The organism is Thalassovita litoralis, assembly GCF_900182725.1.
In the GTDB taxonomy this organism is placed as follows: Bacteria; Pseudomonadota; Alphaproteobacteria; order Rhodobacterales; family Rhodobacteraceae; genus Thalassobius; species Thalassobius litoralis.
The window spans coordinates 68,671-92,979 of record NZ_FXTO01000005.1; the positions used below are offsets into that span (position 1 = coordinate 68,671).

22 protein-coding genes are annotated in these 24,309 nt (G+C 58.9%); 15 read left to right on the forward strand and 7 right to left on the reverse strand.

The genetic code is table 11. The features are described from left to right. Positions 1-6 precede the first annotated feature (6 nt). A complete protein-coding gene (locus FN828_RS06205) occupies positions 7-1,524 on the forward strand; it encodes a malonate--CoA ligase (RefSeq protein WP_142492543.1) in 1,518 nt (505 codons plus the stop codon). 70 nt (positions 1,525-1,594) lie between these two features. Here the strand turns inward: FN828_RS06205 and FN828_RS20735 are convergent, their stop codons facing one another. The 3 genes from FN828_RS20735 to dctP all read right to left on the reverse strand — a co-directional run bounded on the left by FN828_RS20735 (position 1,595) and on the right by dctP (position 5,461). After that, positions 1,595-2,950, reverse strand: coding sequence for a TRAP transporter large permease (locus FN828_RS20735; RefSeq protein WP_221930531.1), 1,356 nt, complete (start codon positions 2,948-2,950; stop codon positions 1,595-1,597). A gap of 3 nt (positions 2,951-2,953) precedes the next feature. Beyond that, positions 2,954-4,276 carry a TRAP transporter small permease subunit gene (locus FN828_RS20740; protein WP_221930532.1) on the reverse strand — a complete coding sequence of 441 codons (1,323 nt, stop codon included), beginning with the start codon at positions 4,274-4,276 and terminating at the stop codon, positions 2,954-2,956. Between the two features lie 84 nt (positions 4,277-4,360). Beyond that, a complete protein-coding gene (gene dctP, locus FN828_RS06215; protein ID WP_142492544.1) occupies positions 4,361-5,461 on the reverse strand; it encodes a TRAP transporter substrate-binding protein DctP in 1,101 nt (366 codons plus the stop codon). Between the two features lie 642 nt (positions 5,462-6,103). On the opposite strand from dctP, the gene FN828_RS06220 reads away from it, so the two are divergent. From FN828_RS06220 to FN828_RS06270, 11 genes are all read left to right on the forward strand, one after another. Further along, positions 6,104-6,850 carry a FadR/GntR family transcriptional regulator gene (locus FN828_RS06220; RefSeq protein WP_142492545.1) on the forward strand — a complete coding sequence of 249 codons (747 nt, stop codon included), beginning with the start codon at positions 6,104-6,106 and terminating at the stop codon, positions 6,848-6,850. Beyond that, entirely contained in the window at positions 6,847-7,863 is a 1,017-nt protein-coding gene (locus FN828_RS06225; protein ID WP_142492546.1) for a phosphotransferase family protein, read from the forward strand. The genes FN828_RS06220 and FN828_RS06225 overlap by 4 nt, the downstream gene beginning before the upstream one ends. 211 nt (positions 7,864-8,074) lie before the next feature. Beyond that, complete coding sequence (locus FN828_RS06230; protein ID WP_142492626.1) at positions 8,075-9,211, forward strand: C4-dicarboxylate TRAP transporter substrate-binding protein; 1,137 nt, start codon at positions 8,075-8,077, stop codon at positions 9,209-9,211. A 70-nt stretch (positions 9,212-9,281) separates the two neighbouring features. Then, the gene (locus tag FN828_RS06235) at positions 9,282-9,818 is read left to right on the forward strand and encodes a TRAP transporter small permease (protein ID WP_142492547.1); all 537 of its coding nucleotides are present in this window, start codon (positions 9,282-9,284) and stop codon (positions 9,816-9,818) included. Beyond that, a complete protein-coding gene (locus FN828_RS06240) occupies positions 9,811-11,118 on the forward strand; it encodes a TRAP transporter large permease (RefSeq protein WP_142492548.1) in 1,308 nt (435 codons plus the stop codon). The genes FN828_RS06235 and FN828_RS06240 overlap by 8 nt, the downstream gene beginning before the upstream one ends. Before the next feature lie 73 nt (positions 11,119-11,191). Then, positions 11,192-12,778, forward strand: coding sequence for an acyl-CoA synthetase (locus tag FN828_RS06245; RefSeq protein WP_142492549.1), 1,587 nt, complete (start codon positions 11,192-11,194; stop codon positions 12,776-12,778). Between the two features lie 120 nt (positions 12,779-12,898). After that, positions 12,899-14,434, forward strand: a complete 1,536-nt coding sequence (locus tag FN828_RS06250; protein ID WP_235891420.1) for a phospholipase D family protein — start codon at positions 12,899-12,901, stop codon at positions 14,432-14,434. A 147-nt stretch (positions 14,435-14,581) separates the two neighbouring features. After that, on the forward strand, positions 14,582-14,854 hold the full coding sequence (locus FN828_RS06255; protein ID WP_142492551.1) for an acyl carrier protein: 273 nt from the start codon (positions 14,582-14,584) through the stop codon (positions 14,852-14,854). Further along, positions 14,847-15,797: a cytochrome P450 family protein gene (locus tag FN828_RS06260; protein WP_142492552.1), complete on the forward strand. Its 951-nt coding sequence runs from the start codon at positions 14,847-14,849 to the stop codon at positions 15,795-15,797. The genes FN828_RS06255 and FN828_RS06260 overlap by 8 nt, the downstream gene beginning before the upstream one ends. Continuing rightward, positions 15,787-16,734, forward strand: a complete 948-nt coding sequence (locus FN828_RS06265) for a hypothetical protein (RefSeq protein ID WP_142492553.1) — start codon at positions 15,787-15,789, stop codon at positions 16,732-16,734. The genes FN828_RS06260 and FN828_RS06265 overlap by 11 nt, the downstream gene beginning before the upstream one ends. Positions 16,735-16,763: 29 nt before the next feature. Beyond that, positions 16,764-17,618, forward strand: coding sequence for a hypothetical protein (locus FN828_RS06270; RefSeq protein ID WP_142492554.1), 855 nt, complete (start codon positions 16,764-16,766; stop codon positions 17,616-17,618). A 50-nt stretch (positions 17,619-17,668) separates the two neighbouring features. On the opposite strand, the gene FN828_RS06275 is transcribed toward FN828_RS06270, so the two are convergent. Both FN828_RS06275 and FN828_RS06280 read right to left on the reverse strand, forming a co-directional pair. Continuing rightward, complete coding sequence (locus FN828_RS06275; protein ID WP_142492555.1) at positions 17,669-18,763, reverse strand: CaiB/BaiF CoA transferase family protein; 1,095 nt, start codon at positions 18,761-18,763, stop codon at positions 17,669-17,671. Next, positions 18,763-19,926 carry an acyl-CoA dehydrogenase family protein gene (locus FN828_RS06280; RefSeq protein WP_142492556.1) on the reverse strand — a complete coding sequence of 388 codons (1,164 nt, stop codon included), beginning with the start codon at positions 19,924-19,926 and terminating at the stop codon, positions 18,763-18,765. Before FN828_RS06280 ends, FN828_RS06275 begins: the two co-directional genes overlap by 1 nt. A 268-nt stretch (positions 19,927-20,194) precedes the next feature. On the opposite strand from FN828_RS06280, the gene FN828_RS06285 reads away from it, so the two are divergent. Beyond that, positions 20,195-20,527: a hypothetical protein gene (locus FN828_RS06285; protein ID WP_235891421.1), complete on the forward strand. Its 333-nt coding sequence runs from the start codon at positions 20,195-20,197 to the stop codon at positions 20,525-20,527. Here FN828_RS06285 and FN828_RS06290 read toward each other — a convergent pair whose 3' ends face one another. Both FN828_RS06290 and FN828_RS06295 read right to left on the reverse strand, forming a co-directional pair. Next, complete coding sequence (locus tag FN828_RS06290) at positions 20,528-21,184, reverse strand: L,D-transpeptidase (protein ID WP_142492557.1); 657 nt, start codon at positions 21,182-21,184, stop codon at positions 20,528-20,530. A 184-nt stretch (positions 21,185-21,368) separates the two neighbouring features. Continuing rightward, on the reverse strand, positions 21,369-21,821 hold the full coding sequence (locus FN828_RS06295) for a winged helix-turn-helix transcriptional regulator (RefSeq protein WP_142492558.1): 453 nt from the start codon (positions 21,819-21,821) through the stop codon (positions 21,369-21,371). A 107-nt stretch (positions 21,822-21,928) separates the two neighbouring features. On the opposite strand from FN828_RS06295, the gene FN828_RS06300 reads away from it, so the two are divergent. Together FN828_RS06300 and FN828_RS06305 are read left to right on the forward strand one after the other, a co-directional pair. Next, entirely contained in the window at positions 21,929-23,347 is a 1,419-nt protein-coding gene (locus FN828_RS06300) for an MATE family efflux transporter (protein ID WP_142492559.1), read from the forward strand. A gap of 69 nt (positions 23,348-23,416) precedes the next feature. Beyond that, on the forward strand, positions 23,417-24,307 hold the full coding sequence (locus FN828_RS06305) for a DUF1403 family protein (RefSeq protein WP_142492560.1): 891 nt from the start codon (positions 23,417-23,419) through the stop codon (positions 24,305-24,307). The last annotated feature ends 2 nt before the right edge of the window (positions 24,308-24,309 follow it).

Sequence of the window (24,309 nt, forward strand, 5' to 3'; positions counted from 1 at the left end):
ACCCAAATGGCAAACCCGCTGTATGACGGCCTGTTCGGCGCCCATGCCGGAAAGACCTCGCCGTTCCTGTATCTGCCGGATGGGCAGATTGTGACGCATCAGGATTTTCTGGCCATTGGGGCGCGGATTGCCAATCTGTTCGTTGGCTTGGGTCTGGTGCCGGGGGATCGTGTGGCGGTACAGGTCCATAAATCGCCCGAGGCGCTGGCGCTATACGCCGCCTGTGCGCAGGCGGGGCTGGTGTTCCTGCCGCTCAATACCGCCTACACAGCGGACGAGCTGTCTTATTTCATTGAAAACAGCGGCGCGTCGCTGATTGTCTGCGATGGCGCGAAAGAACCCACATTGGCCCCGGTGGCGGCGCGTTTGGGGGCAAAGCTGGAAATCCTGAACGCGGATGGCAGCGGCAGTCTGATGGATCAGGCGCGGGATTTGCCCGATACGTTCGACACCGTGGACCGTAGCGGCGATGATCTGGCGGCGTTCCTTTATACCTCGGGGACGACGGGGCGATCCAAGGGGGCGATGCTGACGCAGAATAACCTGTTGTCGAACGCCGAAACGCTGGTGCGGGAATGGCGCTTTACGGCGGATGATGTGCTGATCCACGCCTTGCCGATCTTCCATACGCATGGGTTGTTCGTGGCGACCAACGTGTCCCTGATAGCGGGCAGCAGCATGGTATTCCTGCCCAAACTGGATTTGGATCAGATCATCGGCTGGATGCCACGGGCCACTACGATGATGGGGGTTCCTACCTTCTATACCCGCCTTCTGGACGATCCCCGGTTCACCCGTGAACTGGCGGCGGATATGCGGCTGTTTGTGTCCGGGTCTGCGCCGTTGCTGGCGGAAACCCATGTTCAGTTTGAAAACCGCACCGGGCATCGCATCCTTGAACGCTATGGGATGACGGAAACCAATATGAACACCTCCAACCCTTATGATGGGGAACGGCGGGCGGGGACCGTTGGATTTCCATTGCCGGGGGTCGAGCTGAAGATCACCGACCCCGACACCGGCGCAACCCTGCCGCAGGGGGAAATTGGTCAGATCGAAGTCCGCGGCCCCAATGTGTTCAAGGGCTACTGGCAGATGCCGGAAAAAACCGCCGCCGAATTGCGCAGCGATGGGTTCTTTATCACTGGTGATTTGGGGAAACTGGACGAAGATGGATATGTTCACATCGTCGGGCGGAACAAGGATCTGATTATCTCGGGCGGGTATAACATCTACCCTAAGGAAATCGAGTTGATCCTGGACGATCAGCCCGGCGTGTTGGAAAGCGCGGTGATCGGCGTGCCGCATCCTGATTTCGGGGAAACCGTTCTGGGTGTGCTGGTGCCGGAAAAGGGCCAGACCCCGGATACCGATGCGATCATGCAGGCGGTCCAAACATCGCTGGCGCGGTTTAAACATCCGCGTGATTTGATCCTGATGGATGAATTGCCCCGCAATACGATGGGCAAGGTGCAGAAAAACATCCTGCGCGACCAGTTCAAGGATCGGTTCGCCAAGGGCTGAACCGGGATGACATGAAAAAAACCGGCCCATGATACTGGGCCGGTTTTTCTGTGTTCAAGGCTATGTGGTCTTAGCTGTAAACCAGACTTGGTAGCCATGTGATGATCTGCGGAAAGAACATACACAGCAGCAACCCGACCACCTGTAGCGCAAGGAACGGCAAGGCGGATTTGAAAATATCCGACATCGGAATTTCCGCCGGGGCCACCCCGCGCAGATAGAACAGTGCATAGCCGAACGGCGGGCTAAGGAAGCTCATCTGCATGTTCACCAGATACAGAACGCCGAACCACAGAACCAGATCGTCGGTGGTTTCCAGCCCGAACGCCTGCGCGCCAAGCGCCTTGACGATGGGCACAAAGATCGGAACGCACAGCAGCAGGATGCCCACCCAATCCAAAAACATACCCAGAATGATCAGCACGATTTGCATGATGATCAGGATGCCCCACGGGCCAAATCCGGTGGATTGCAACGCGTTTTGCACGAATTGCTGACCACCCTCCAGCACGTACAGCCCGACAAAGATCGTCGCGCCGAACATGATCCACAGCACCATTGCCGATGCTTTCAGGGTGCCGATTGATGCCTCGCGGATGGTTTGCCAGTCCAGCTTGCGGTGGATGGCGGCCACGATGAACGCGCCAAAGGTGCCGATCCCGGCAGCTTCCACGGGGGTTGCCACGCCGGTAAAGATCACGCCCAACACCACGACGATCAGCATGATCGGGGCGGCCATGTTGCCCATCAGGCGCATTTTTTCCGCAGTGGAAATGCGTTCTTCGATCGGGATGGGCGGGCCAAGGTCCGGGTTGATATAGCTGCGCACGACCACATACAGCACATACATCCCCGACAGCAGCAGACCCGGAATAACCGCACCGATGAACAGTTCGCCCACGGATTGTTCGGCCACAACCGCATAGATGATCGCCAGAATGGACGGCGGGATCAGGATGCCCAGCGTCCCCCCGGCCATGATGGACCCCATCGCGATTTTCGGATCATACCCACGTTTCAGCATGGCGGGCAGGGCGATAATCCCCATTGTCACCACCGCCGCGCCGATCACGCCAACCATCGCTGCCAGCACGGTCGAGGCAATGATCGTTGCCGCCGCAAGGCCACCTTTGACGCCGCCCAGAACCTTGTAGATCACATCGAACATGTCGTTGATGATCCCGGCCCTTTCCAGCATTGACGCCATAAAGATAAATAACGGGATGGCCGATAGCTGATAGTTGGTCATCTGCGGGAAAATCCGGCTGGGCACGATATTCAGCGCCCGTTCGTCCCCCAGAATGAACAGGAACACACAGGCCAGACCGCCGGTGACAAAGGCCAGCGGAAGCCCCGCCATCAGCAGCACCAGCAGCGACCCGAACATGATGAGTGTCAGCCACTCGATTCCAATATCAAGTCCCATGCGTCACGCCCCCTTCACCACGGCGCGCACGTCCTGCGCCAGCTTGGAAATGCCCTGCAACACCAGCAGCAGGCCACCCAACACCATGACCCATTTCATCGGCCAAAGCGGAATCTCCCATTCGTTGAAACTGATTTCGCCCCAGCGGATGTTCGGATCGGTCCATTGTGCCAGATTCAGACCGCCCAGCATTTCGCCAAAGCTGATCTGCCCCCGCGCCCAATCCGAAATGACCGAGTTACCCGTAGGCACCGCGATAGCATCGAAGGCGAAGATATAAGATGTCACCAGCAGCGTACCGGCGAAGATGAAGAAAAAGATCGAGGTCAGCAAATCGACCCATGCCTTTTTCTTGCGCGGCATCGGGGCATAGAAGATGTCCACCCGCACATGGCTTTCGCACAGCATCGCATAGGCACCCGCGATCAGGTATTGCATCCCGAACATCAGATACATGGATTCATGTGCCCAGTTGGTCGGGCTGTTGAACACATAGCGGCTGATGACCTCGAAATAATAGACAAAGACCGCAAGCACCGCCCAATAGCTGACGAATTCACCGCAAAACAGCGATAGCCGGTCAATCCAGCCGGTCCAGCCTTCGGAAACGTGGCGGGAATCGTCCTGTAGTTCTTCCTCTTCCAGCGCTTTCAGGGCTTTTTCGGTTTCTGTCAGTTCTTGTTTGGGCGGAATGGCAGCATCGGCTTTGCGCAGCAATCCGGGCAAAAGCACCGCATCCAGCAGCATCGCCGCAAGCAGCAGATAGAAGGCATAGGCCGACATGCTGTGCCAGAATTCATACTTTTCACGGGCGGCGGCTTCCACGGGCAGGGCCGCAGTTTTTTCAGCCGTTGCGCGGTCGATGATCTGGGTGCCTTTTTCGATCCGGTCCTCGGCTCGTTTCACCTTTTTTTCCGCGCTGCGTTTGGCGAAACTACCGTCTTCGGCGGCGGCCAGCTCGGCGCGTAGTTCATCCAGACCGTCGCGTGCGGATTTCACCCGTTCGGTTTCACGCTGAATGGCACTGTCAGCCATACGCACGGCATTGGCCGCATCTGACAGATCGGATCGCGCACCGGCGCTTTGGTCGTTGGATACCAAAATCGCCAGAAAAACCGGGATAAACAGCAAGCCCAGCAAGCTTTTGAGATAGAACCGGTGCAGCCCCATCATGCCGCCGGTGATCAGGATCATATAGCCCAACAGCAGCGAATGCTTTGGGTTTTCGTTTTTTGGCCGCTTGGCCAGCGCCATCGCCACAATTGGGAACAGGATCAAACCCACCCAATAGGCCCAATGGGGCAAGGTAAATTCGAGACTTGGCATGCCACCCCTCTCAGTCTCTGAGTGCTAAAGTTGGAAAGCCCCGCATCCCGGCGGGATACGGGGCAGGCGCGGTTGACCCGCGTCTTACAGGTCCAGTTCCAGACCCTGAATTTGATCCTTGGTCACATAGCCCAGCGAACCGGACATCATGTAATCCAGTTGGATCTTGAACACGCGGGCCGCGTTTTTGTCGCGGTTGGCGTATTTGAACCAGATCGGAACGGCGACTTCGGTCATCAGTTCCACGTCGTCCTGTGTCAGGCGGGTGACTTCGGTGCCGTCGGCCTCGAATTTCGCCCAGGCTTCTTGGTCGGCCTTTTGGATCGCGGCGTGGTGGTGGATCGAATAGGATTGCGTTTCCATTTCCACGAACTGCTTCATCTGCGGGCTTAGTTTATCCCACGACGATTGACCCACGGTGATGTCCATGATGTCCACCGGCTGATAGACAGACATAAAGCCCGGAGGACCCATCGAGATGTATTTGGTCACCTGACTGAACCCAAGCGAGTAGTTGACCGCCGGACCCACATAGTCGGCCACGTCGATCGTTCCCTTTTCCAGCGCCGGGAAGATTTCCGAGCCGGGCAGAACCGTGGTTTCCGCGCCAAGTTCGGTGAATAGTTCGGCCACCATACCGCCGGGCATCCGCATCTTGCGCCCGCGGAAGTCATCGACGGACCGGATTGGCACCTTCGAGTGGATGATGTTCGGGCCGTGATGCACCGGGCCCACGAAATGCATCCCCTGCGCGGCATATAGTTCGCGCGCGATGTCCAGACCGCCAAGGCCGTAATAGAACACGTCAAATTCATGCGGGTTACGCAGTGCCAGCGGATAGCTGGTCAGGAATGTCGCTGCGGGAATGATCCCCTGCGCGTAGATGGTAAACGGGTTCACCGCGTCCAGAACACCGTTTTTCACGGCATCGAACAGTTGGAAATCGCCAACCACATCATTCGCGCCGAAAGGTTGGAATGCCAGCTCGCCGCCGGTTTTTTCCACGATGGTGGCGCACCAGTCTTTGAAAATCTGCAAGCCCGCGCCGCCCGGCCAGGATGTTTGAATTTTCCAGGTGGTCGTTTGCCCCGCCGCCGTGGCGATTGACGGCGCAGCCAGACCGGCCGCCCCCATCACGGCCATGTTCCGCAGCGCAAGACGCCGCGAGATTGACTTGTTTCGCATTGTTTCTCCTCCCAATTCATCCGGGCAGGGGGGGTTGCCCCATGATCCTGCCGGTTGCGGCGCAGGGGTGCAGCCCTGCGCATGCCTCTAAATTGGTAACTTTAATTTTCCAATTTGCATAGAAAATTTTGAATCCGTATCGGAATCTAAAAAATATCCTTAATAATCAATGTTATGATTTTTGTCGTGCTGGGATAAAAATCAAAAATTGGTTGGTTTTTCTGCAACTGCATTCGGCAGAGGGTAAACAATACGCTATCGTACTGTATCCTTTCGAAGGGGGGTGGTCCCGGTGAATGCTGTCGGAAAATGGGGCGGCTGGTGTTCTTCTGACGCGGTGTATTTAACGGCTGTGTTCAAAAATCTGTTGACGAGTCCCGAGTCGCCACATAGCCTGATTGTCGGACACTACGACTGTGACACAATAAGGGGAGGTATTGTGAAACGACTGTCAGACGCGGGGACTCCGCGCCCGTAACGCCAGTTCGATCCATGAACTGGCACCGGATGAATTAATCACAGATGAAACAACGCCCATTCCAACCGGGACCGCCGGGGAATGACGTGTGACGTGTTGCTTGCCGGATGTTGGACCGCATCCGGGATGTGAACCCTTGCGGCCATAAGAAAGGAACTGCCCCGTTGAGCCTGCACGCCGAACCCCTGAAGGTGAATTATGCCTATCAGCAAATTGCTGACCGCATTCAGGAGCAAATCCTTGAAGGCAGCCTGAAGCCGGGTGAAAAACTGCCCGGAGAGATGGAACTGGCCCAGATGTTCGGTGTGACGCGCTCGACCGTGCGCGAAGGGTTGCGGCAATTGGAACAGGACGGGTTCGTATTCCGGCCTTCGCCCCGGCGGCTAGAGGTCAGGCTGCCTGCTGCTGACCAGCTAAGCAGCCGCGCAGGCCGGGCAATGGCGCTGATGAAGGTGACGTTTCGCGAATTGTGGCAGGTCACGATGGAAACCGAACCTTTGGCTGCCAAACTGGCTGTTCAACGCGCGACCGAGGCTGAAATCGCGGAATTGCAGTGCATTCACGATCGACTGGTCGCGGCCAAGGGCGATCTGGACCGGACCGTGCAATTGGATACGCAGTTTCATTCCGCCATCGCGGAATATGGAAAAAACCGAGTGCTGAATCTGGCGCGCGAACCGATTGCCCTGCTCTTGTTTCAAGGGCTGACTCAGATCGTGCAGCCCGTGCCGCAATCCTATGCCCGGCAAATCACGGCGCATGGCAACATTCTGAACGCGATCCGCGATCGGGATGCCGACCTAGCCAGCTTTTGGGCGCGCAAACATATTCAAGACTTCTGGCGCGGCGTTTGTATTGCCGGTCTGGAAGATGCCCCTGCCATCAAAAACCCCAAGAGCCTGACAACATGACGATTGAACCTGATTTCAACCCCAAGGATCTGGAACGCGCGATGGGTGGCCCCGTGCTGCTGGACCCTGTTGCCAGCGGTCAATCCAACCCCACTTGGTTCGTGACGTCGGGCGATCAGAAATTGGTGCTGCGCAAAAAACCCGCCGGGGCGACGCTGAACAGCGCCCATGCCATCGAACGGGAATACCGTGTGATGAAGGCGCTTGCCGGGTCGGGCGTGCCGGTTCCGGCCATGATCCGGCTGGAAGAAGACGCCAGCGTTATCGGCACTCCGTTTTATCTGATGCAGCGCATGGCGGGGCAAGCCAGTGAAAACAGCGCCCTGCCAGATTTGTCCACTGAACAGCGCGGGGGCTTTTTCGCGCAGGCGGCGGATATTCTGGCGCGGTTGCACAGGCTGGACTGGCAGGCCGCCGGGTTGTCGGATTTTGGCCGCAGCGGCGATTACTATGCCCGGCAGGTGCGCCGCTGGGTGCGCCAGTGGCAGGACAGCGGCACGCGCAAGGATGCGGTGATTGATGGGCTGGCCGATTGGTTCGCCGCGAATATTCCCGCGCCGCAACCCACAACGATTGTGCATGGGGATTTCCGGGTGGGGAACCTGCTGTTTGATCCGGCGGTGGGGCAGGTGTCTGCGGTGCTGGATTGGGAATTGTCCACCTTGGGCGACCCGCTGGCCGATCTAGCGCATTGGTGCATGTTCTATGACATGGGGCCAGACCAGTTGGGCGGGCTGAACGGGTTGGACCTGCCTGCGCTGAACATCCCCGATGCGGCCGCGTTTCTGGATATGTATCGTCAGGCGGGCGGTTGCGATGCCCCGCTGACCCCGTTCCACCGCGCTTTTGCGCTGTTCCGTATGTCGGTGATTTTCGAAGGGATCGCTGCGCGGGTCCGCAGTGGGCAGGCCGTTAATTCCGAAGCCGCCGCCGTGGGCGCATTGGCCCCCGATCTGGCCCGACTGGCCGATGCAATCCTGTCCGGCGACCGCGCCGGTAACGCCAGTCTTTAACCCGTAACCGCAGCGTTCCAACACAAGTCAGGGAGACACGGAACGATCACAAATTCCACAACCAGTTCGCCGTTTCGCGCAGGAGGACGCGCGGGATCAGCCAGAAACGGTTGTCGAAGACCGGCCCGCGTTGGGGCCGGATGGCAGGCTGGTCGGTAGCACCCACCAGATATTCAATTTCACACAGTCCATGAGGAGGAGGACTATGATGATGACCAAAGCAATTCGGACCGCACTTTTTGGCGGCACCATGCTGGCGCTGGCAGGCGCGGCACAGGCCGACACACTACGTTATGCCGGTGGCTGGCCGCCGGGTTCCGGCCCGAACGGGGCGCTGGAAAACTATGCCGCCACGCTGGAGGGGAACTCTGGCGGGTCACTGAAAATGAAGGTGTTCCCGCTGACGCTGCTGTCTTTTGCAGAAAGCAATGCGGGCCTGAAAGACGGGATCGCGGACCTGTCCACCATTCTGACCCCCTATTTTTCGGCAGAATTCCCGACGCTGAACATGGTGTCCGAATTCTCGACCCTGGTCGAACTGGAAGAATACACCAGCGAGCTTAGCTCCTTGGCGTTTGCGGCGGCGGTGTCGGAATATGTAATCCTGAACTGCCCAAGCTGTCAGGACGAGGTGGCCAAGCAAAATCAGGTCTACATGGGCGCGGGCATGACCACGTCTTATGCGCTGCAATGTACCGTCCCTGTCACCTCGCCCGAGGAACTGAAGGGCAAGCGGGTGCGCGCCGGTGGTGCCTATTGGGCGCGTTGGGCCGAAGCAATGGGCGCCGTTCCGGTGTCGATTTCGATCAACGAAACCTTCGAGGCGCTGAGCCAGGGCGTTCTGGACTGCACCGCATCCAACCCGGCAGAGCTGATCAACTTTAGCTTCGTGGACGTGGTGAAATACGTCTATCAGGGCATCCCCGGCGGCCAGTTCACCGTGCCGACCATGATCAACCGGGATCGCTGGCAGGGTCTGACCACCGAAGAACGCACCGCGCTGATGAAATCCAACGCCACGCTGGCGGCGGAAATGACCTGGGTCTATCTGCAAGAAGCCCGCGCCGGTCTGAAAAAGACCGTCGAAAAGGGTAACTTTGTCGGGCAGGCGGACGCTTCGCTGATCAGCCAGAACCAAGCCTTCATCGAATCCGACCTTGAAGCCATCGTGGGCAACTACAAGGACAAGTTCGGCATCGAAAACGGGGCCGAGGCCAGCGCGAAAGTACGCGAACTGGTCGCCCGCTGGAGCGGTCTGGTGCAGGGCATTGATAACCCGCAGGCGTTGGCCGATCTGTATTGGAATGAAATCTATTCCAAGGTCGATACCAGCAGCTACGGCATGTGATCCTGTCCGGGGCGCGGCGGGCTAACCCCGCGCCCCGGTCTTCTGCCAACCGACAATTCTGGAGAAGAATATGTTTCAGATTGGTAAGGGGTTGTCCTGGTTGTCGGGATTTGCCTCTGTCATAGGGACGATTTGCATCATTCTGATGATGCTGCACGTGACCGCTGATGTGACGATGCGCTTTTTGTTCAATATGCCCTTGCCGGGAACGATTACGATCGTGGCCCATTATTACATGATCGTCGTTGTCTTTATCGGGCTTGGGGTCGCTGAACGGCAAAGCGCGCATATTTCCGTCGAAGTGGTGACTGACCTGCTGCCAAAGGCCGCGCAGGGCGTGATTGCCGTTTTGGCCGGGCTGATCACCGCAGGGGCGTTTGGCCTGCTGATGGTGCGCGGCTGGAAAGAGGCGATGTCCAAAACCGCAATCGGCGCATCCATTGAACAGGGATCGGATATGATTCCGGTCTGGCAAAGCTATTGGGCGCTGCCGCTGGGGGCCGGGCTGATGGTGATGATTGCCGTCTATCGTGTGCTGGTTCTGCTGACCGGCAGCGAATGCGGCCTAAGCGAAAATACGGACGAGTTGGAGACTTTGCATGACTGACGTTGCTATCGGGTTATCCGGGCTGGGGGCGCTGTTTGTGCTGATCGCCCTGCGCGTGCCGATTGCGGCGGCGCTGATCGGGGTGTCCTTTGTTGGGATCTGGTTCCTGATGGGCTGGCGCGTGGCGTGGGGATCGCTTGGGGTGATCCCGTATCAGTTCACCGCGAACTGGGTGCTTAGCTCGATCCCGATGTTCCTGTTTCTGGGCTTTATCAGCTTTCACACGAACCTGACGCGGGGGTTGTTTCAGGCCGCGCGGGTCTGGTTATCTGCCTTGCCGGGCGGTTTGGCGATTGCGGCCATCTTTGGGTCGGCTGGGTTCGCGGCTGTGTCTGGGTCGTCCATTGCCTGTTCCGCGGCAATGGGCCGGATCGCTATCCCGGAAATGATGAAACACAAATACCACCCGGAACTGGCCACTGGCACGGTTGCTGTGGCGGGAACCATTGGCGCGATGATCCCGCCCTCGATCATTCTGATCCTGTACGGCGTGATTGCGCAGGTATCCATTGCGCAGCTTTTCCTTGGCGGTATTTCCGCCGGTATCCTGACCGCCATCGGCTATATCGTGGTGGTGCTGGTGCGGGTAAAGCTGAACCCCGATCTGGCCCCGTCGCGGGATGCCAGCGTGGGTATGGCCGAACGTCTGGCCGCGCTAAAGGAAACATGGCCGATCCTGCTGGTGATGGTGGGGATTTTCGGTGGCTTGTTCAGCGGTATCTTTACCCCAACCGAAGCCGGGGCCGTGGGGGCGTTTCTGGCCTGTGTGGTGGCAACCCTGAGCCGGGAAATGACGCTTGAACGGTTCCTGACCGCCGCGCGCGAAACCATGACGACGACCGCCGCGCTGATTGCCATCGCTGCCGGGGCCAGCCTGCTGACGCGTTTTCTGGCGCTGTCGGGGGCGGGGGATTTCCTGTCGGATGCGATTATCGCCGTGGGAACTCAGCCGGTGCTGCTGATGCTGGGCATCGTGTTGGTCTATCTGGTGCTGGGCATGTTCCTTGAACCCATCGGGGCAATGCTGCTGACCCTGCCGATCATCCTGCCCGTGGTAGACGAAGCAAACTGGAGCCTGCTGTGGTTCGGTGTTGTGCTGACGAAACTGCTGGAAATTGGCATGATCACCCCGCCCATCGGTATGAACGTGTTCGTGATCAAGGGCGTCGTCGGCGATCTGGTGAAAACCGGCGCGATTTTCCGGGGCGTGATGTGGTTCATCGTGATGGACCTGCTGATCGTGGCCTTGCTGTCCGCCGTGCCGCAACTGATCCTGTATCTGCCGATGACCTTCGGGTGATTTGAATTGCGCCTGCCCCGGTTCGTGCCGGGGCGGGTATCCCCTCTGACTGAATTTGCAAAAGGTGAAATCCATGACACCGCAAGAGCTGACCCAAACCGTCAAACGCGCTCGCAGCCAAGGCTTAGGCGATCTGTTGCGCCGCAGCGCATCGCGCACCCCGGATAAGATTGCGCTAAGCTTTCGGGACAAGCGCGAGAGCTTCCGCGAACTGAATGATGCGGTGAACCGCGCCGCCAACGGGCTGCGGGCGATTGGCATTGAAAAAGGCGACCGCGTTGCCCTGCTGTCCCACAATAACCGCGATTTCGTGGTGTTGCGCTTTGCGGCTGCCCGCGTGGGGGCCGTGATCACGCCTGTGAATTTCATGCTGAACGCGGATGATGTGGCGTATATTCTGAACCATGCCGGGGCTTGCGCGATTTTTGCCGAAGATACCCTGTGTGACACCGCCGATCAGGCCATTGCGCAACTGGCGCAGCCGATCACCCGGCGCTTTGCCATTCCGCATTCCGGTGCGGCGGTCAGCGGCCTGTGGTCGCCGGTTCAGGATGTGTTGTCCAATCCCAATACCACGGAACCGGAACTGGATCTGGACCCCGACGATCCGATCCAGATGATGTACACCAGCGGCACGGAATCCCGGCCCAAGGGGGCGTTGCTGACCTCCTCGGCGTTGTATGCGCAATACACCAGCACCATCGTGAATGGTGGTATGGATGCGGATGACATCGAACTGCACTGCCTGCCGCTGTTCCATTGCGCGCAGTTGGATTGCTTCCTGACGACGGACCTGTATCTGGGCGCCACCAGCATTGTGCATGATAAGGCCGACCCCGCTGATATGTTGGCCGCGATCGAGGCCGAAGGCGTGACCAAACTGTTCTGCCCGCCTACGGTTTGGATTGCCCTGCTGCGCCACCCCGATTTCGACAAGCGCGACCTTAGCACCCTGCGTAAGGGTTATTACGGCGCGGCAATCATGCCCACCGCCATTATCGAAGAACTGACCCAACGCCTGCCGAACCTGAACCTGTATAATTTCTATGGCCAAACCGAAATGGCGCCGATGGCGACCGTGTTGGGGCCGGAAGATCAGCTTCGGAAGCTTGGGTCGGCGGGGCGGCCTGCGCTGAACGTGGAAACCATGCTGGTCGATGATGATGGCAATCCGGTGCCGGTGGGGGAAATCGGTGAAATCGTTCACCAAAGCCCGCATTTGATTTTGGGGTATTACAACGACCCGGATAAAACCGCCGAAGCCTTCAAAGGGGGCTGGTTCCACAGCGGCGATTTGGGCCGTTTTGACGAAGAAGGCTACCTTTACGTCGTCGACCGCAAGAAGGACATGGTGAAAACCGGCGGTGAAAACGTAGCCAGCCGCGAGGTGGAAGAGGTGATTTTCCGCCACCCGGACGTGGCCGAAGTGGCTGTATTCGGCGTACCCCATCCCAAGTGGATCGAGGCTGTGACCGCCATCGTGGTTGCCAAACCGGGCGTGACCCTACAGGCCGAGGTGATCGACACCTATTGCCGCGAAAATCTGGCCCATTTCAAAGCGCCCAAACATGTTGCGGTGGTCGACAGCCTGCCGAAAAATGCCAGCGGCAAGATCCTGAAACGCGATCTGCGTCAGGTCTATGTCAGCTTGTTTGACTAAACCTTGATTGATCTCTGGTCCGGTAAAACATACCGGGCCAGAGGATACAGCGACCAGCGTACACAAAAGACGTGCAGTTCCGGGCAAAGCGGATAAGCTGAGCCTATGAAACGGTTTGTGATGTTTTTTGCGACTCTGGTCTTTGGTGTGACCATTGCCATTTTTCTGGCGCGGCTGATGTTTCCCTTGCCCGATATTTCGGATCGCGGGCAGGCGCGGGCGTTGGGGGTCGATCCGGAAACACCCTTGGGCCGGATGATGATTGCCGGGGGGGCTGCACATCCCGGACAATCCGGTGTGATTCCATTGTATAACGGGCATGATGCGCTGGTCAGCCGTTTGGCGCTGGTGGATGCCGCAGTGCAATCCATCGACATGCAATATTACATCTGGCACGGCGACACATCGGGGATGCTGCTGCTGGATGCGCTGGATCGGGCGGCAAAGCGGGGCGTGCGGGTGCGTCTGTTGCTGGATGACAACGGCATTCACGGGCTGGACCCGATTTTAGCGGCGCTGAATGCGCGGGAAAATTTCCAGATCAGGCTGTTTAACCCATCCCCGCTGCGCCGCCCGAAGATGCTGGGATATGCCTTTGATTTCTTTCGTATGAACCGGCGTATGCACAATAAATCCATCGTCGTTGACGGTGCGGTGTCGATCATTGGTGGTCGCAACATTGGCGATGAATATTTCCAACTGGGCGACGATATTTTCTTTGTGGATCTGGATGTGCTGGCCACAGGGGCCATCGTGCCGGAAACGGCGGCGGTGTTTGATGCCTATTGGAACAGCCAATCGGTGTTTGAACTGGAACGGATCGTTACTGGCCCCGGCGACCCGGCGGGATTTGCCGTGCGGGTTGCGGCGGTGAAAGACAGCACAGAAGCCGCACAGTTGCAGGGCGCGATGCAAAACAGCATGGAGCGTTTTGCCAGTGGTGGTTTGACCCCGGAATGGGCCAAGGTGCAGTTGGTGGCAGACGACCCCGCCAAAGGACAGGGGATTGCGACCCGCGATCAATTGATGATTACGCGGCTTGGCTCGATCCTTGGGCGGATTGAACAGAAGCTGGATTTGGTGTCCGCCTATTTTATACCGGGACAAGAAGGGACCAGATATTTTGGCGATCTTGCCCGCGATGGCAAAACCGTGCGGGTTCTGACCAACGCGCTGAATACCACCGATGTGCCGATGGTGCATTCCGGGTATACTAAATATCGGCGCGAATTGTTGCGGGCCGGGGCCACGCTGTATGAATTGAAACTACGGGGCGAAATGACCCCCGAGGCAGGATTTCAGGTCAACCCGCTGGGGTTTTCCGGGGGCAGCTTGCACGCGAAAACCTTTGCCGTGGATGATGCGCGGATTTTTATCGGGTCGTTCAACTTTGACCCACGGTCTGCCATGTTGAATTGTGAAATGGGATTTTTGATCGACAGCCCCACCTTGGCGCAGGGGATCGGGGCCATATTCGATGGGCCGGTTGCCACGGTCAGCTATCGGCCGGAACTGACGCCCGAGGATAAAATGGTCTGGCAGGAAATCCGCAGCGATGGCACGCGCGTGACCTATCAGGAAGAACCGGGGGCCACATGGTTCCAGCAAATCATGCTGGTGGTGATGGGGCTGTTGCCAGTGGAATGGATGCTGTAGGGCTGCGCTATCTTACGCGTGTCCGTTTGATCGAATGCGCGGTCTGCGCCGCAGATGCGACCAGATATAGTGGGTTTTCACATTGACGAAAAACCCCCGGATACCGGCCCCAAAACCGTGTTTGCCGGTACAACGCCTGAAATCCACATGCCACTCTCTCTTGATGAAATCACCCAGCTTCTTTTGACAAAGCTGCAAGATCATAATGTTCACCCCGATGTTGACCTGAGCGCGGAAAACATGGGCGCTATCACCATCGGTCAACTGGCCTTGGACAGTCTGGACCTGTTGCAATTCGCGATGGATGTCGAGGACGAACTGGACATCGAAAGCGACGTGGCCGAATTCCCTGCCGATGCGACCTTGCTGGATCTGGCCGCGCATTTCCACGAACTGCACACCGGTCCCACCCATGACTGAAGGCGGCGCGACCCCTGCCGTGGTTCTATGGGAAGACGCCGCGTTGGACGCCTTGGGCGCGCGCGGGATGCAGGCCTTTTCGATGGCGGATGCCTATCGGGATATGGTTGCGAAAACCGGGCTGGATCTATCCGCGACAATTCGGCTTTTGGATGCTTTGCCGGTGTTCCTGTCCGGGACCGTCCACAAGCAACAGCGGCGGGATATGGCCGTGGCGTATGCAGCGGGCAAGACCGAACAGGAAGCTGCGGTTTTGCAGTTTTTTGATCAGCTTCGTGGCCGAATGGCGGGGCAGACAGGCACATGGGATGTGCTGGCAGAATTGGCGCACCCGATCTGGGACACGTTACGCCGCACGATCCTGCCGGGCAAAGAACCGTGGTACGATCTGATTGATCAGTTGCCGGATTTGTTTAATCCCAAAACCAGCCTGCGTAAGCGCGTAAAGCTGAACGATCAACTGACCCAGATGTTGCAGGGCGAAGCGCCGGATTTTCTGAATCGGCTGTCGCTGGTCGTGCTGGGTGCGCGGCCTTTGACGCATTCGTTGGCGTTGTCGGTTCACGCCTTGGCGCAGGCCCATCCGGGGTGTCGTTTGCGCGATATTCCTGTACCGGACAGTTTCCCCGACAGCGCGCTGCGCTTTGTGGATCGTGTGGCCGGGCAATCCGATACTGCGAATGGCTGCCCCTATCACGCCGGGGAACGCGTGCGCTGTGTCACCTTTGATGAATCCTATGATCCGGCATGGAATGCCCGCAATCTGTATGGGCTGGGCGCGCATGTTTGTTTGGGGCGACCCATTTCACAGTTTATCTGGCAACAGGTGCAGGGCTTGTTTGCGCAAAGCGACAAGATCATTTTCCCCGATGTGATCGAAATTGAAAACCGCGAACCGTTTCGGTTGGCCGCCGTCTGCAAGGTCCGGCTGTGTGACGGCTGAGCTAACACAGATAACCCTGAGCGAGTATCATTCGCCCCAGCAGCACAAGGACATCCGCCTTGCCGCGCGGGTATTCATGGGGCAACCACAGGTTCAGCGCAAACTGGCCTATCTGGTTCTGGTGGAACTGGCAAAATACGCCGATCCGCTGTTTCCCGACATGCTGGATTATCTGGACCGCCATGACTCAAACCCGCGCACGGCAGCGTTTCGTCAGACTGTGGCGTTGGAATATCAGAAGGTCAAGGAGGTGCTGGCCACCTGTCCGCCAGCGTTTCTTCGGCAATTCGAGCAGGATTTGCTGACGCCTAATAAGCCCATGCTGATGCGTGGCACCGATCCCGCAAAGCCGCTGATCGTGGTGTTTACCACGATGTTCAACAATTTTTACCTGTCCAATCTGGCGCTGTCGGCCTTGTTGCTGGACCGGGGGTATTCCGTGTTGTTGCTAAAGGATAGCAGCGGCTACCAATATCTGAACGGCATTCCGGGGCTGGGGGCTACGTGGGACGCAGCCATTGCCCGGATCGGCCAAATCGCGGGCGATGAAGGGCGAGGCGTGGTTGTGACCGGGTTTTCCTCGGGCGGGTATGCGGCGGGATTGGCCGCCTTGGCCCTGCGCCCCCAATTATATGTCGGGTTTTCGATCTCGGGCAATCTGTCCCCGGACACGGACCTGCCGATGCCCAAGCTGTTCACCGCAGAAAACCGGGCGCAAACTCCGGCAGGGTTGCGGCGGGATCTGGTGCCGGAATTCCGCGAAACCGGGCAGCCCGCGCGGCTGTTTGCGGGTACGAAAAGCCTGACTGATCTGGCCCATATCCGGGCCTTTGACGGGGTGGCGCATGTTGAACAGCATGTGATGGACAACGAAGGCCACGTCACCATCCGCCCGCTGTTTATGACGGATCGGCTGACAGATTGTTTTGTGGTCTGATCAGGGAACAGGGGCGGAACCAGTCACCTATGCAACGTCAATTCGTTCTGTGCCTTGGTGCCAGCAAAAGCGGCACCACATGGCTGTATCACTATCTGAAATCATACGATTTCGCGGATATGGGCATACGGAAAGAATATAATGCGCTGTGTCCCCTGTTCGGTATGGAAAGCGGAGCAGGAGAGGTGAAGCCCCCCAACCTGAATAGCCCCCTTGGGCAAAAGATCGCGCGTGATCAGGCTGTTGTGAAACGCATGGGGCAGTCACTGGAAAACTATGTGCAACATTTTGACGATCTTCTGCAAAACGGTAAAAAGCTGAGCGGGGATATTTCCCCCAGCTATATCAGGATAAGCGCAGCACAGTTGACCAGTGTCAGGCAGGCGTTTCTGGACAGGGGGATACGCCCTGTCACGGTGCTTTTGCTGCGTGATCCCATTGCGCGGATTTTATCCGCTGCCCGTATGGCACAGCGGTTGCGAGTGATCCGTATCGCCGGTCGCACGGGGCGAAACAGCAGCTTTGCGGAATTGGTGGATGTGATCGCGCGGCATCATTTCACGGATTACAAAACAGTGATCCAGCGGGTTGAACGTGCCGCCCCGCCCGAAGCCCGTTTCATTTACCCTTATGAACAGTTCATTTCCCCAGACGGGGTGTCGGCCTTTTCACATGTGCTGGGCATTCCCCCGCGCTTTGGGCTGTTGGACAAACATGTAAACAGCAATGGGCCGCAGGGGGCAGGTGAAATGCCCGAGGTGAATATCGCCGGGCTGCGGTCGCAATTGGCCGAACAATATGCGTTTTGCAGCGATTATTTTCAGGCGCGTGGGATTGCGTTGGACTGGACATTCGCCAGCGCCCGAAGCGCGCCCCGCCTGTGACCAATGCCATCATGATAACATCGGGGCGCCACGGACGCCCCGACGCTGTATCAGTCTGCGGTTGGCAGGGCTGGCACCGGGCCATAGGCGCGGTCCTCCCCGGCCACCCGTGCCGCAGGGGCGGGGAAGGAAACCGGGCCGTTGGGCGTGTCGACCGTGATCCGCCGCAAATGCGGGTGGTCGGACAGGCCCGCCATGTCGTTGACGGTCGCCAGTGCCACGTCAGCCTGTAGCAATGCCGCGATGGCATCGTCTTTGTCGCGGCGGGCAAATGCCTTGGCGACCAGCGCATCGGTTTGGGTGCGGTTGGTGACACGGGCCACATTGGTGGCAAAGCGCGGATCGGTGCCCAGACTTTCGTCCTGTAAAAACACGCGGGCCAGATTGCGCCATTCCCGGTCGCTTTGGATCGAAATCAGGATGTCCTGCCCGTCGTGGGTGCGGAACACGCCATAGGGCGAAATCGACGGATGCGCCATGCCGATCCGTTTCGGGCTTTTGCCGCCTTCGTGGTTCAGCAGCGGCACGGTCAGCCAGTCAGCCATCACGTCAAACATAGAGATAGCGATTTGCGCCCCCTTGCCGGTGATACCACGCTGAATCAGCGCCTCCAGAATGGCGGCATGGGCGGTGGCCCCGGTGGCAATATCCACGATGGACAGGCCCACGCGTGCGGGTTCGGATGGGCCGCCAGTGATCGAACACAGACCCGATTCCGCCTGAATCAGCAGATCATAGGCCTTGCGATCCGCCATCGGGCCGTCTTCGCCATACCCGGAAATCGAGCAGGTGATCAGCCGGGGATAATCCCGTACCAACCTGTCCGTGCCAAATCCCAGCCGGTCCAGCGCACCGCGTTTCAGGTTTTGCACCAGCACATCCGCCCCGGCCAAAAGCTGTTCCAGTTCCGCCTTGCCCTTGGGCGTGGACAGATCCAACACGACCGAGGTTTTCCCCCGGTTCAGCCAGACGAAATAGCTGGATTGCCCCTTGGCCACGTCATCATAGCCACGGGCGAAATCGCCTTCGGGGCGTTCGATCTTGATCACCTCGGCCCCGGCATCGGCCAGCCGGGACGTTGCAAAAGGCGCGGCCACCGCTTGTTCGATGGCCACAACCTTCAGTCCGCTGAGGGGGAGCGTCATCAGAACGACCTCGGCAGGCCCAGAACGTGCTGACCGACAAAGCTGAGGATCATGTTCGTGGAAATCGGGGCCACCTGATACAGGCGGGTTTCGCGGAATTTGCGTTCAACGTCGTATTCTTCGGCAAATCCGAAACCGCCGTGGAACTGGATACAGGCATTCGCCGCTTCCCAGCTTGCCTTGGCGGCCAGATATTTCGCCATGTTGGCCTGTGCGCCGCAGGGTTCGTTGGTGTCATACAGGCGGCAGGCCTCGAACCGCATCAGGTTGGCTGCTTCGGTTTCGATATAGCTTTCGGCGATGGGGAATTGCACGCCTTGGTTCTGGCCAATGGGGCGGCCAAAAACGACGCGTTCGTTCACATATTTGGTCACGCGATCAATGAACCAATAGGAATCCCCGATACATTCCGCAGCAATCAGCACGCGTTCGGCATTCAGCCCGGACAGCAGATGCTTGAACCCCTGACCTTCGGTCCCGATCAGATTTTCCGCCGGGATTTCCAGATCGTCAAAGAACAATTCGTTGGTTTCGTGGTTCACCATGTTAGCGATGGGTTTCACGGTCAGGCCGTTTTTCTGCGCCTCTTTGATGTCGACGATAAAGATCGACATGCCATCGGACGGCTTGCGGCAGTCTTCCAGCGGGGTGGTGCGGGCCAGAAGGATCATGATGTCCGAATGCAGCACCCGGCTGATGAAGACTTTTTGCCCGTTAACGATGTATTTATCGCCCTTTTTCACCGCTGTGGTTTTCAGCTTCGTGGTGTCGGTGCCGGTGGTGGGTTCGGTCACGGCCATGGATTGCAGGCGCATTTCACCCGCCGCGATGGGGCGCAGATATTTGTCTTTCTGCGCCTGCGAGCCGTATTTGATCAGTGTGTTGATCACATACATCTGGCCATGACAGGCCCCGGAATTCCCGCCCGAGCGGTTGATTTCTTCCATGATCACGGACGCTTCGGCCAGACCCAGACCCGATCCGCCGAATTCTTCGGGGATCAGCGCGGCCATCCAGCCCTCGCGGACCAGCGCATCTACGAATTCTTCGGGATAGGCTTTTTCCTGATCAACCTTGCGGTGATATTCGTCAGGGAACTGGGCGCACAGGGCGCGCACGCCATCACGGATGTCCTGATACTGGTCGGGGGTTTGCTGGATCATGGGGGCGCCTTTGTCAGTAAAGATGAATGATGTGGTTTGTGGCGCAGTTTGGTCGATACAGGGGGTATCCTGCAAATATATATTATGGCTAGATTCCATATATCAGAATTATATCATGGCCTGCGCGGCACAGGATCAGGCCGTGTTTTACAGGCGCGAACCGGGGCGGTGTCGTCAGGCGGGAATTTTGACGATAGGGTCAATCCCACACATACCTGTTTGATTCGAATGGGTTGGGAAGTGCGACATGTATCAAGGGATTTGATCTATGCAGGGAAACCGCAACAGAACGGTGAATATTCGGGCGGGCCGGATTGGGAAATTGGGGCTTTGTTTGCCCGCTGCGCTGTTCGGGTTGGCGGCCTGCACTGAACCCGTTCCTGTTGATCCCTACAGCACCGATGCGGGGTTCCTGACCAAGGTGCCGGAACAGGTGGTCACGCTGGCCGCGCCCTATCAAAGCCTGGAAGCCGTGCGCATCAACCCGGCGGATGGGTGCTATTGGTATCGCCACAAAGGCCCGGTTGAAACCACGATGCTGCCGCTGCGCACCGCCGGGGGGAACCCGATTTGCACAGCGGCGGGGGCTAAACCGTCCTGATCAACTGGTGGCGGTGATCCGGTCCTCGGGCGGGTACAAATAGGCGGTAACGCCCGTATCGACCTGTTCATACAGGCCGATGATATGGGCCATGACCATGCGTACACAGCCCGAACTGGCCCGCCCGCCGATGGTGCGCTGATACGGCGTGCCGTGAATCCGCAAATAGGTATCACGGTTTCCGGTGTACAGATACAACGCCCGTGATCCCAAGGGGTTGGTCGGCCCACCGGGAACACCGTTGCGGAATTGCGAATAGGTGTCCGGGTCGCGTGCAATCATGTTTGCGGTCGGGGTCCAGCCGGGCCATTTTGCCTTGCGGCGGATGGTATAAGTGCCGGGATCGTACAGATTGCCTTTGGCGATGGCCACGCCATAGCGCATGGCGGTGCCGTCCGTGCCGATGTGGTATAGATACCGCGCCACGGCATCGACGTGAATATCCCCGGCCCGCAGCCCGTCATTGGCCTGTACCCGAACCGGCAAAAACCGCGGATGCAGCCCCCACGGGTTCGTGGTGGACGGATCGTAATTGTCTGGCGTGACCTGCGCATCCCAGGCATCCCAGCTATTTTTACCTGCGGCAAAGGCCGGGCTGGCCAGAGGTGCAGAAAACAGGGCGGCCGTCGTCTGAATGAAATGTCGTCTGGTCAGCATCGCAGGCTCCTTCGTGGCGAATGGGCCGGGATGGACCCATCTGAAAATGACTTAACGCGAAAGAGCCGCAACAGGTTGCGGGAATCGACCAACAATTTCGTGTCAGGGGCGTTTTGACTCGGGCCTGTTGCAGCGGGGCTGCATATGGTGGCCCCGGCTGGCACGGGTTTGCCCGGTCACGGCGTCAGGATGGCCGCAGATTGCGCCGCGCGGTGACATCGCGGTGGGTGATCCGCTTGCCTGTGCGTGCATCGGTCAGAATGGGCTGAATCGGTTCGCCGGTTTCCCGTGACAACAGCGTAATCGCGGTGGTATCGGGGGCTGGTACGTTTTCATCGGCCCACGCAATCAGCGACACCAGCACCGGATACAGCGCCTTGCCCCTGTCGGTCAGGCGATATTCAAACCGGGGTGGGCGGTCCTGATACTGATCGCGCCGCAGCACGCCCGCCGTTTCCAGTTTGCGCAACCGATCCGCCAGCACATGCCGGGTGATCCCCAGCCGGTCCTGCATCTGTTCAAACCGGCGTATTCCCAAAAAGCAATCGCGCAGGACAAGCATGGTCCAGCGGTCGCCAATCACGGACAGGCCGCGCGCGACAGGGCAGGCATCGGTTCCAAGGTCATCCCATTTCATACCGGCATCCTACACCAAGTTGACAGGTTCTGAAAAGGAACTTACTGATGATGTCAGTTCCTTTTTGGAACTATGCTTATCTTTCGCCATTCGATCAAAGGACAGCCATGCCCGATAGTTCTGCCGCCCCGCAGGGAAAGCCCGATCCGGTGCTTACCCCCAAAGCACAGGCTGCCACGGCAGCCCGCCTAGCCCGGACCCGGCTGCTGTTGGATGGCCGCATTGGCCCGACCCTGACAAAACTGGCTGCGCCCAATGTTCTGGCGATGGTGGTTCAGGCCATCATGAGCATCGCCGAGGGCTATATCGCCAGCAAGCTGGGCGTCGCGGCCTTGGCGGGTCTGGCGCTGGTGTTTCCGCTGGTGATGCTGACACAAATGCTGTCTGCCGGGTCGATGGGGGGCGCGATTTCATCTGCCGTGGCACGGGCATTAGGGGCCGAAGATACCGACCGCGCGGCGGCACTGACACTGGCGGCATGGGTGATTGCCGCCGGGCTGGCGTTGGTTTTCATGATCGTCATGGCGGTGTTCGGGCGACCCATATTTGAATTGCTGGGTGGCACTGGTCCTGCCGCCGATGCTGCGCTGACCTATGCCAGCGTGTTCTTTCCGGGCTGCCTGGCGCTGTGGCTGTGTCATTCGACGCTCAGCGTTATTCGGGGATCGGGGAATATGGGGGTGCCATCGGTGGTTCTGCTGCTGGTGTCGGTTCTGACGATTCCGTTGGCGGCGGGGTTTGCGCTGGGGCTTGGGCCGCTGCCTGCGTTGGGTATGGCAGGGCTGGCGTTGGGCACCGTCATTGCGCATGGGGCCGGGGCGTTGGCAGCGTTTGCCTATCTGGCGTCGGGTCGAACAGGGCTGACGCTGCGGGCGGGATGGCCCCGTGCCGCGATGTTCGCAGATATTTTGCGGGTGGGTGTTCTGGCCTCGGCCAATTCGGCGCTGACGGTGCTGACTATCGTGCTGATGGTGGGGGCCGTGGGCCGTCACGGGCAGGCGGCTTTGGCCGGGTATGGGCTGGGCGCCCGGTTAGAGTTTCTGATGATCCCCGTGGTGTTTGGTATCGGGTCGGCCATGACGGCAATGGTCGGGGCGAATATTGGCGCGGGCCATACCCGGCGGGCGCTGGCTGTGGCGTGGACCGGATCGCTGGCGGCGGCTGCCATTGTCGGCAGTATCGGTGCGGTGGTGGCCATTGTCCCGGATCTGTGGCTGCGTATGTTCCTGTCCGCCGAGGAAACGGCCGCTTTGGCTGCGGGGCGCAGTTATTTCCGTATCGTTGCGCCGTTTTACGGGTTTTTCGGCATGGGTCTGGCGCTGTATTTCGCCAGTCAGGGTGCGGGCCGGATGACGTGGCCGTTTCTGGGAAGCGTCGCCCGGATCGGGGTGGCTTTTGGCGGGGCGGTGTGGCTTAGCCAAACCACCGATCTGGGTGTCAGCGCGGTTTTCATCGCCATCGGCGCTGGCATGTGCATCTATGGTGTGGTGATTGCGGGGTCTGTCGCGATCCTGAAGTGGCGATAGGTGCAAAATATGCGGCGGTTTTGTCGTTCTATTCTGGTTTGAACCGCCGCGATAGAGTAGCCATGTGCTATGGCACCTGTTGTTCCCCCTGTTGATGATGCGGCGCTTCCTTGGCCCCGCTTGCCCGCTTGGGCGATCCGTCGCGATATGTCTGGTCATGACCCCGAGGATCTGGCCCTGATTGCCGGGGCGGCGCTGTCGATGTTGCACTATGTTCTGACGCGCAACGATTTGCCGTTGGCGTTATGGTTGGATCGGTTGGCATTGCGCGCTGCAGAAGCAACCGTCACCCATTCCGGGCGGCCTGAACGTGCGTCGGATTTACGCGATGCGGTGCATCTGTTGCGCCCCGGCGACCATCCCGGCCCGGCGGGGGGTATTTTTGTGCAATGGCGGTGGGCCGTGGGCGGTGCCCGCCAATCGCTGTCCCGCGCCGTGCCGGACCAAACGCCAGACCGTATTGCGGCTTGGTTGGATACCGGGCCGGGCAATCCCGTCGCCTGTGCCGCGCGGGTTCTGGAAACCGTACTGACCGAGGTTCCCCATGCCGAAGCGGACGCGCTGATTTTGGCCGATACCGCGCTGGCACAGGCCTTGGGCTGGGACCATACGGTGCCGTTGCTGGCGGTATCCTTGCCAACCCGCGCCCTGCGCCTGCGCGAAGATGACCTGCAGCTGGCGTGTTATCGTGCCTTGCCCGTCACGGTGGCGCAGACCATGCAAATGGCGGCTGACCTGTCCCGCCGCGCCGCGCATTTGCGCCATGTTGCCCCAAAGCTGCGGTCCAAGGGGGCCGGGGCTGCGGTGCAAATGGTGCTGACCCGTGATGCCATTGCCCCAGCGGCGCTGACCTCGATCATGTCAGATCGTGCTGCCCGCCGGTTCTGTGATCGGCTGGTCACTTTGGGCGTGGCGCGGGAACTGACCGGGCGTGATACGTTCCGGCTGTATGGGGTGTGATC

Excerpts from the sequence above, each read along its gene's own strand:
- FN828_RS06290 (WP_142492557.1), bottom strand. The coding sequence starts at position 21,184 with ATGCTGACCAGACGACATTTCATTCAGACGACGGCCGCCCTGTTTTCT.
- FN828_RS06270 (WP_142492554.1), top strand. The coding sequence starts at position 16,764 with ATGCAACGTCAATTCGTTCTGTGCCTTGGTGCCAGCAAAAGCGGCACC.
- FN828_RS06295 (WP_142492558.1), bottom strand. The coding sequence starts at position 21,821 with ATGAAATGGGATGACCTTGGAACCGATGCCTGCCCTGTCGCGCGCGGC.
- FN828_RS06245 (WP_142492549.1), top strand. The coding sequence starts at position 11,192 with ATGACACCGCAAGAGCTGACCCAAACCGTCAAACGCGCTCGCAGCCAA.
- FN828_RS06305 (WP_142492560.1), top strand. The coding sequence starts at position 23,417 with ATGGCACCTGTTGTTCCCCCTGTTGATGATGCGGCGCTTCCTTGGCCC.
- FN828_RS06285 (WP_235891421.1), top strand. The coding sequence starts at position 20,195 with ATGCAGGGAAACCGCAACAGAACGGTGAATATTCGGGCGGGCCGGATT.
- FN828_RS06255 (WP_142492551.1), top strand. The coding sequence starts at position 14,582 with ATGCCACTCTCTCTTGATGAAATCACCCAGCTTCTTTTGACAAAGCTG.
- FN828_RS06300 (WP_142492559.1), top strand. The coding sequence starts at position 21,929 with ATGCCCGATAGTTCTGCCGCCCCGCAGGGAAAGCCCGATCCGGTGCTT.
- FN828_RS06280 (WP_142492556.1), bottom strand. The coding sequence starts at position 19,926 with ATGATCCAGCAAACCCCCGACCAGTATCAGGACATCCGTGATGGCGTG.
- FN828_RS06235 (WP_142492547.1), top strand. The coding sequence starts at position 9,282 with ATGTTTCAGATTGGTAAGGGGTTGTCCTGGTTGTCGGGATTTGCCTCT.
- FN828_RS06230 (WP_142492626.1), top strand. The coding sequence starts at position 8,075 with ATGACCAAAGCAATTCGGACCGCACTTTTTGGCGGCACCATGCTGGCG.
- FN828_RS06250 (WP_235891420.1), top strand. The coding sequence starts at position 12,899 with ATGTTTTTTGCGACTCTGGTCTTTGGTGTGACCATTGCCATTTTTCTG.
- FN828_RS06260 (WP_142492552.1), top strand. The coding sequence starts at position 14,847 with ATGACTGAAGGCGGCGCGACCCCTGCCGTGGTTCTATGGGAAGACGCC.
- FN828_RS06225 (WP_142492546.1), top strand. The coding sequence starts at position 6,847 with ATGACGATTGAACCTGATTTCAACCCCAAGGATCTGGAACGCGCGATG.
- dctP (WP_142492544.1), bottom strand. The coding sequence starts at position 5,461 with ATGCGAAACAAGTCAATCTCGCGGCGTCTTGCGCTGCGGAACATGGCC.
- FN828_RS06275 (WP_142492555.1), bottom strand. The coding sequence starts at position 18,763 with ATGACGCTCCCCCTCAGCGGACTGAAGGTTGTGGCCATCGAACAAGCG.
- FN828_RS06205 (WP_142492543.1), top strand. The coding sequence starts at position 7 with ATGGCAAACCCGCTGTATGACGGCCTGTTCGGCGCCCATGCCGGAAAG.
- FN828_RS20740 (WP_221930532.1), bottom strand. The coding sequence starts at position 4,276 with ATGCCAAGTCTCGAATTTACCTTGCCCCATTGGGCCTATTGGGTGGGT.
- FN828_RS06240 (WP_142492548.1), top strand. The coding sequence starts at position 9,811 with ATGACTGACGTTGCTATCGGGTTATCCGGGCTGGGGGCGCTGTTTGTG.
- FN828_RS20735 (WP_221930531.1), bottom strand. The coding sequence starts at position 2,950 with ATGGGACTTGATATTGGAATCGAGTGGCTGACACTCATCATGTTCGGG.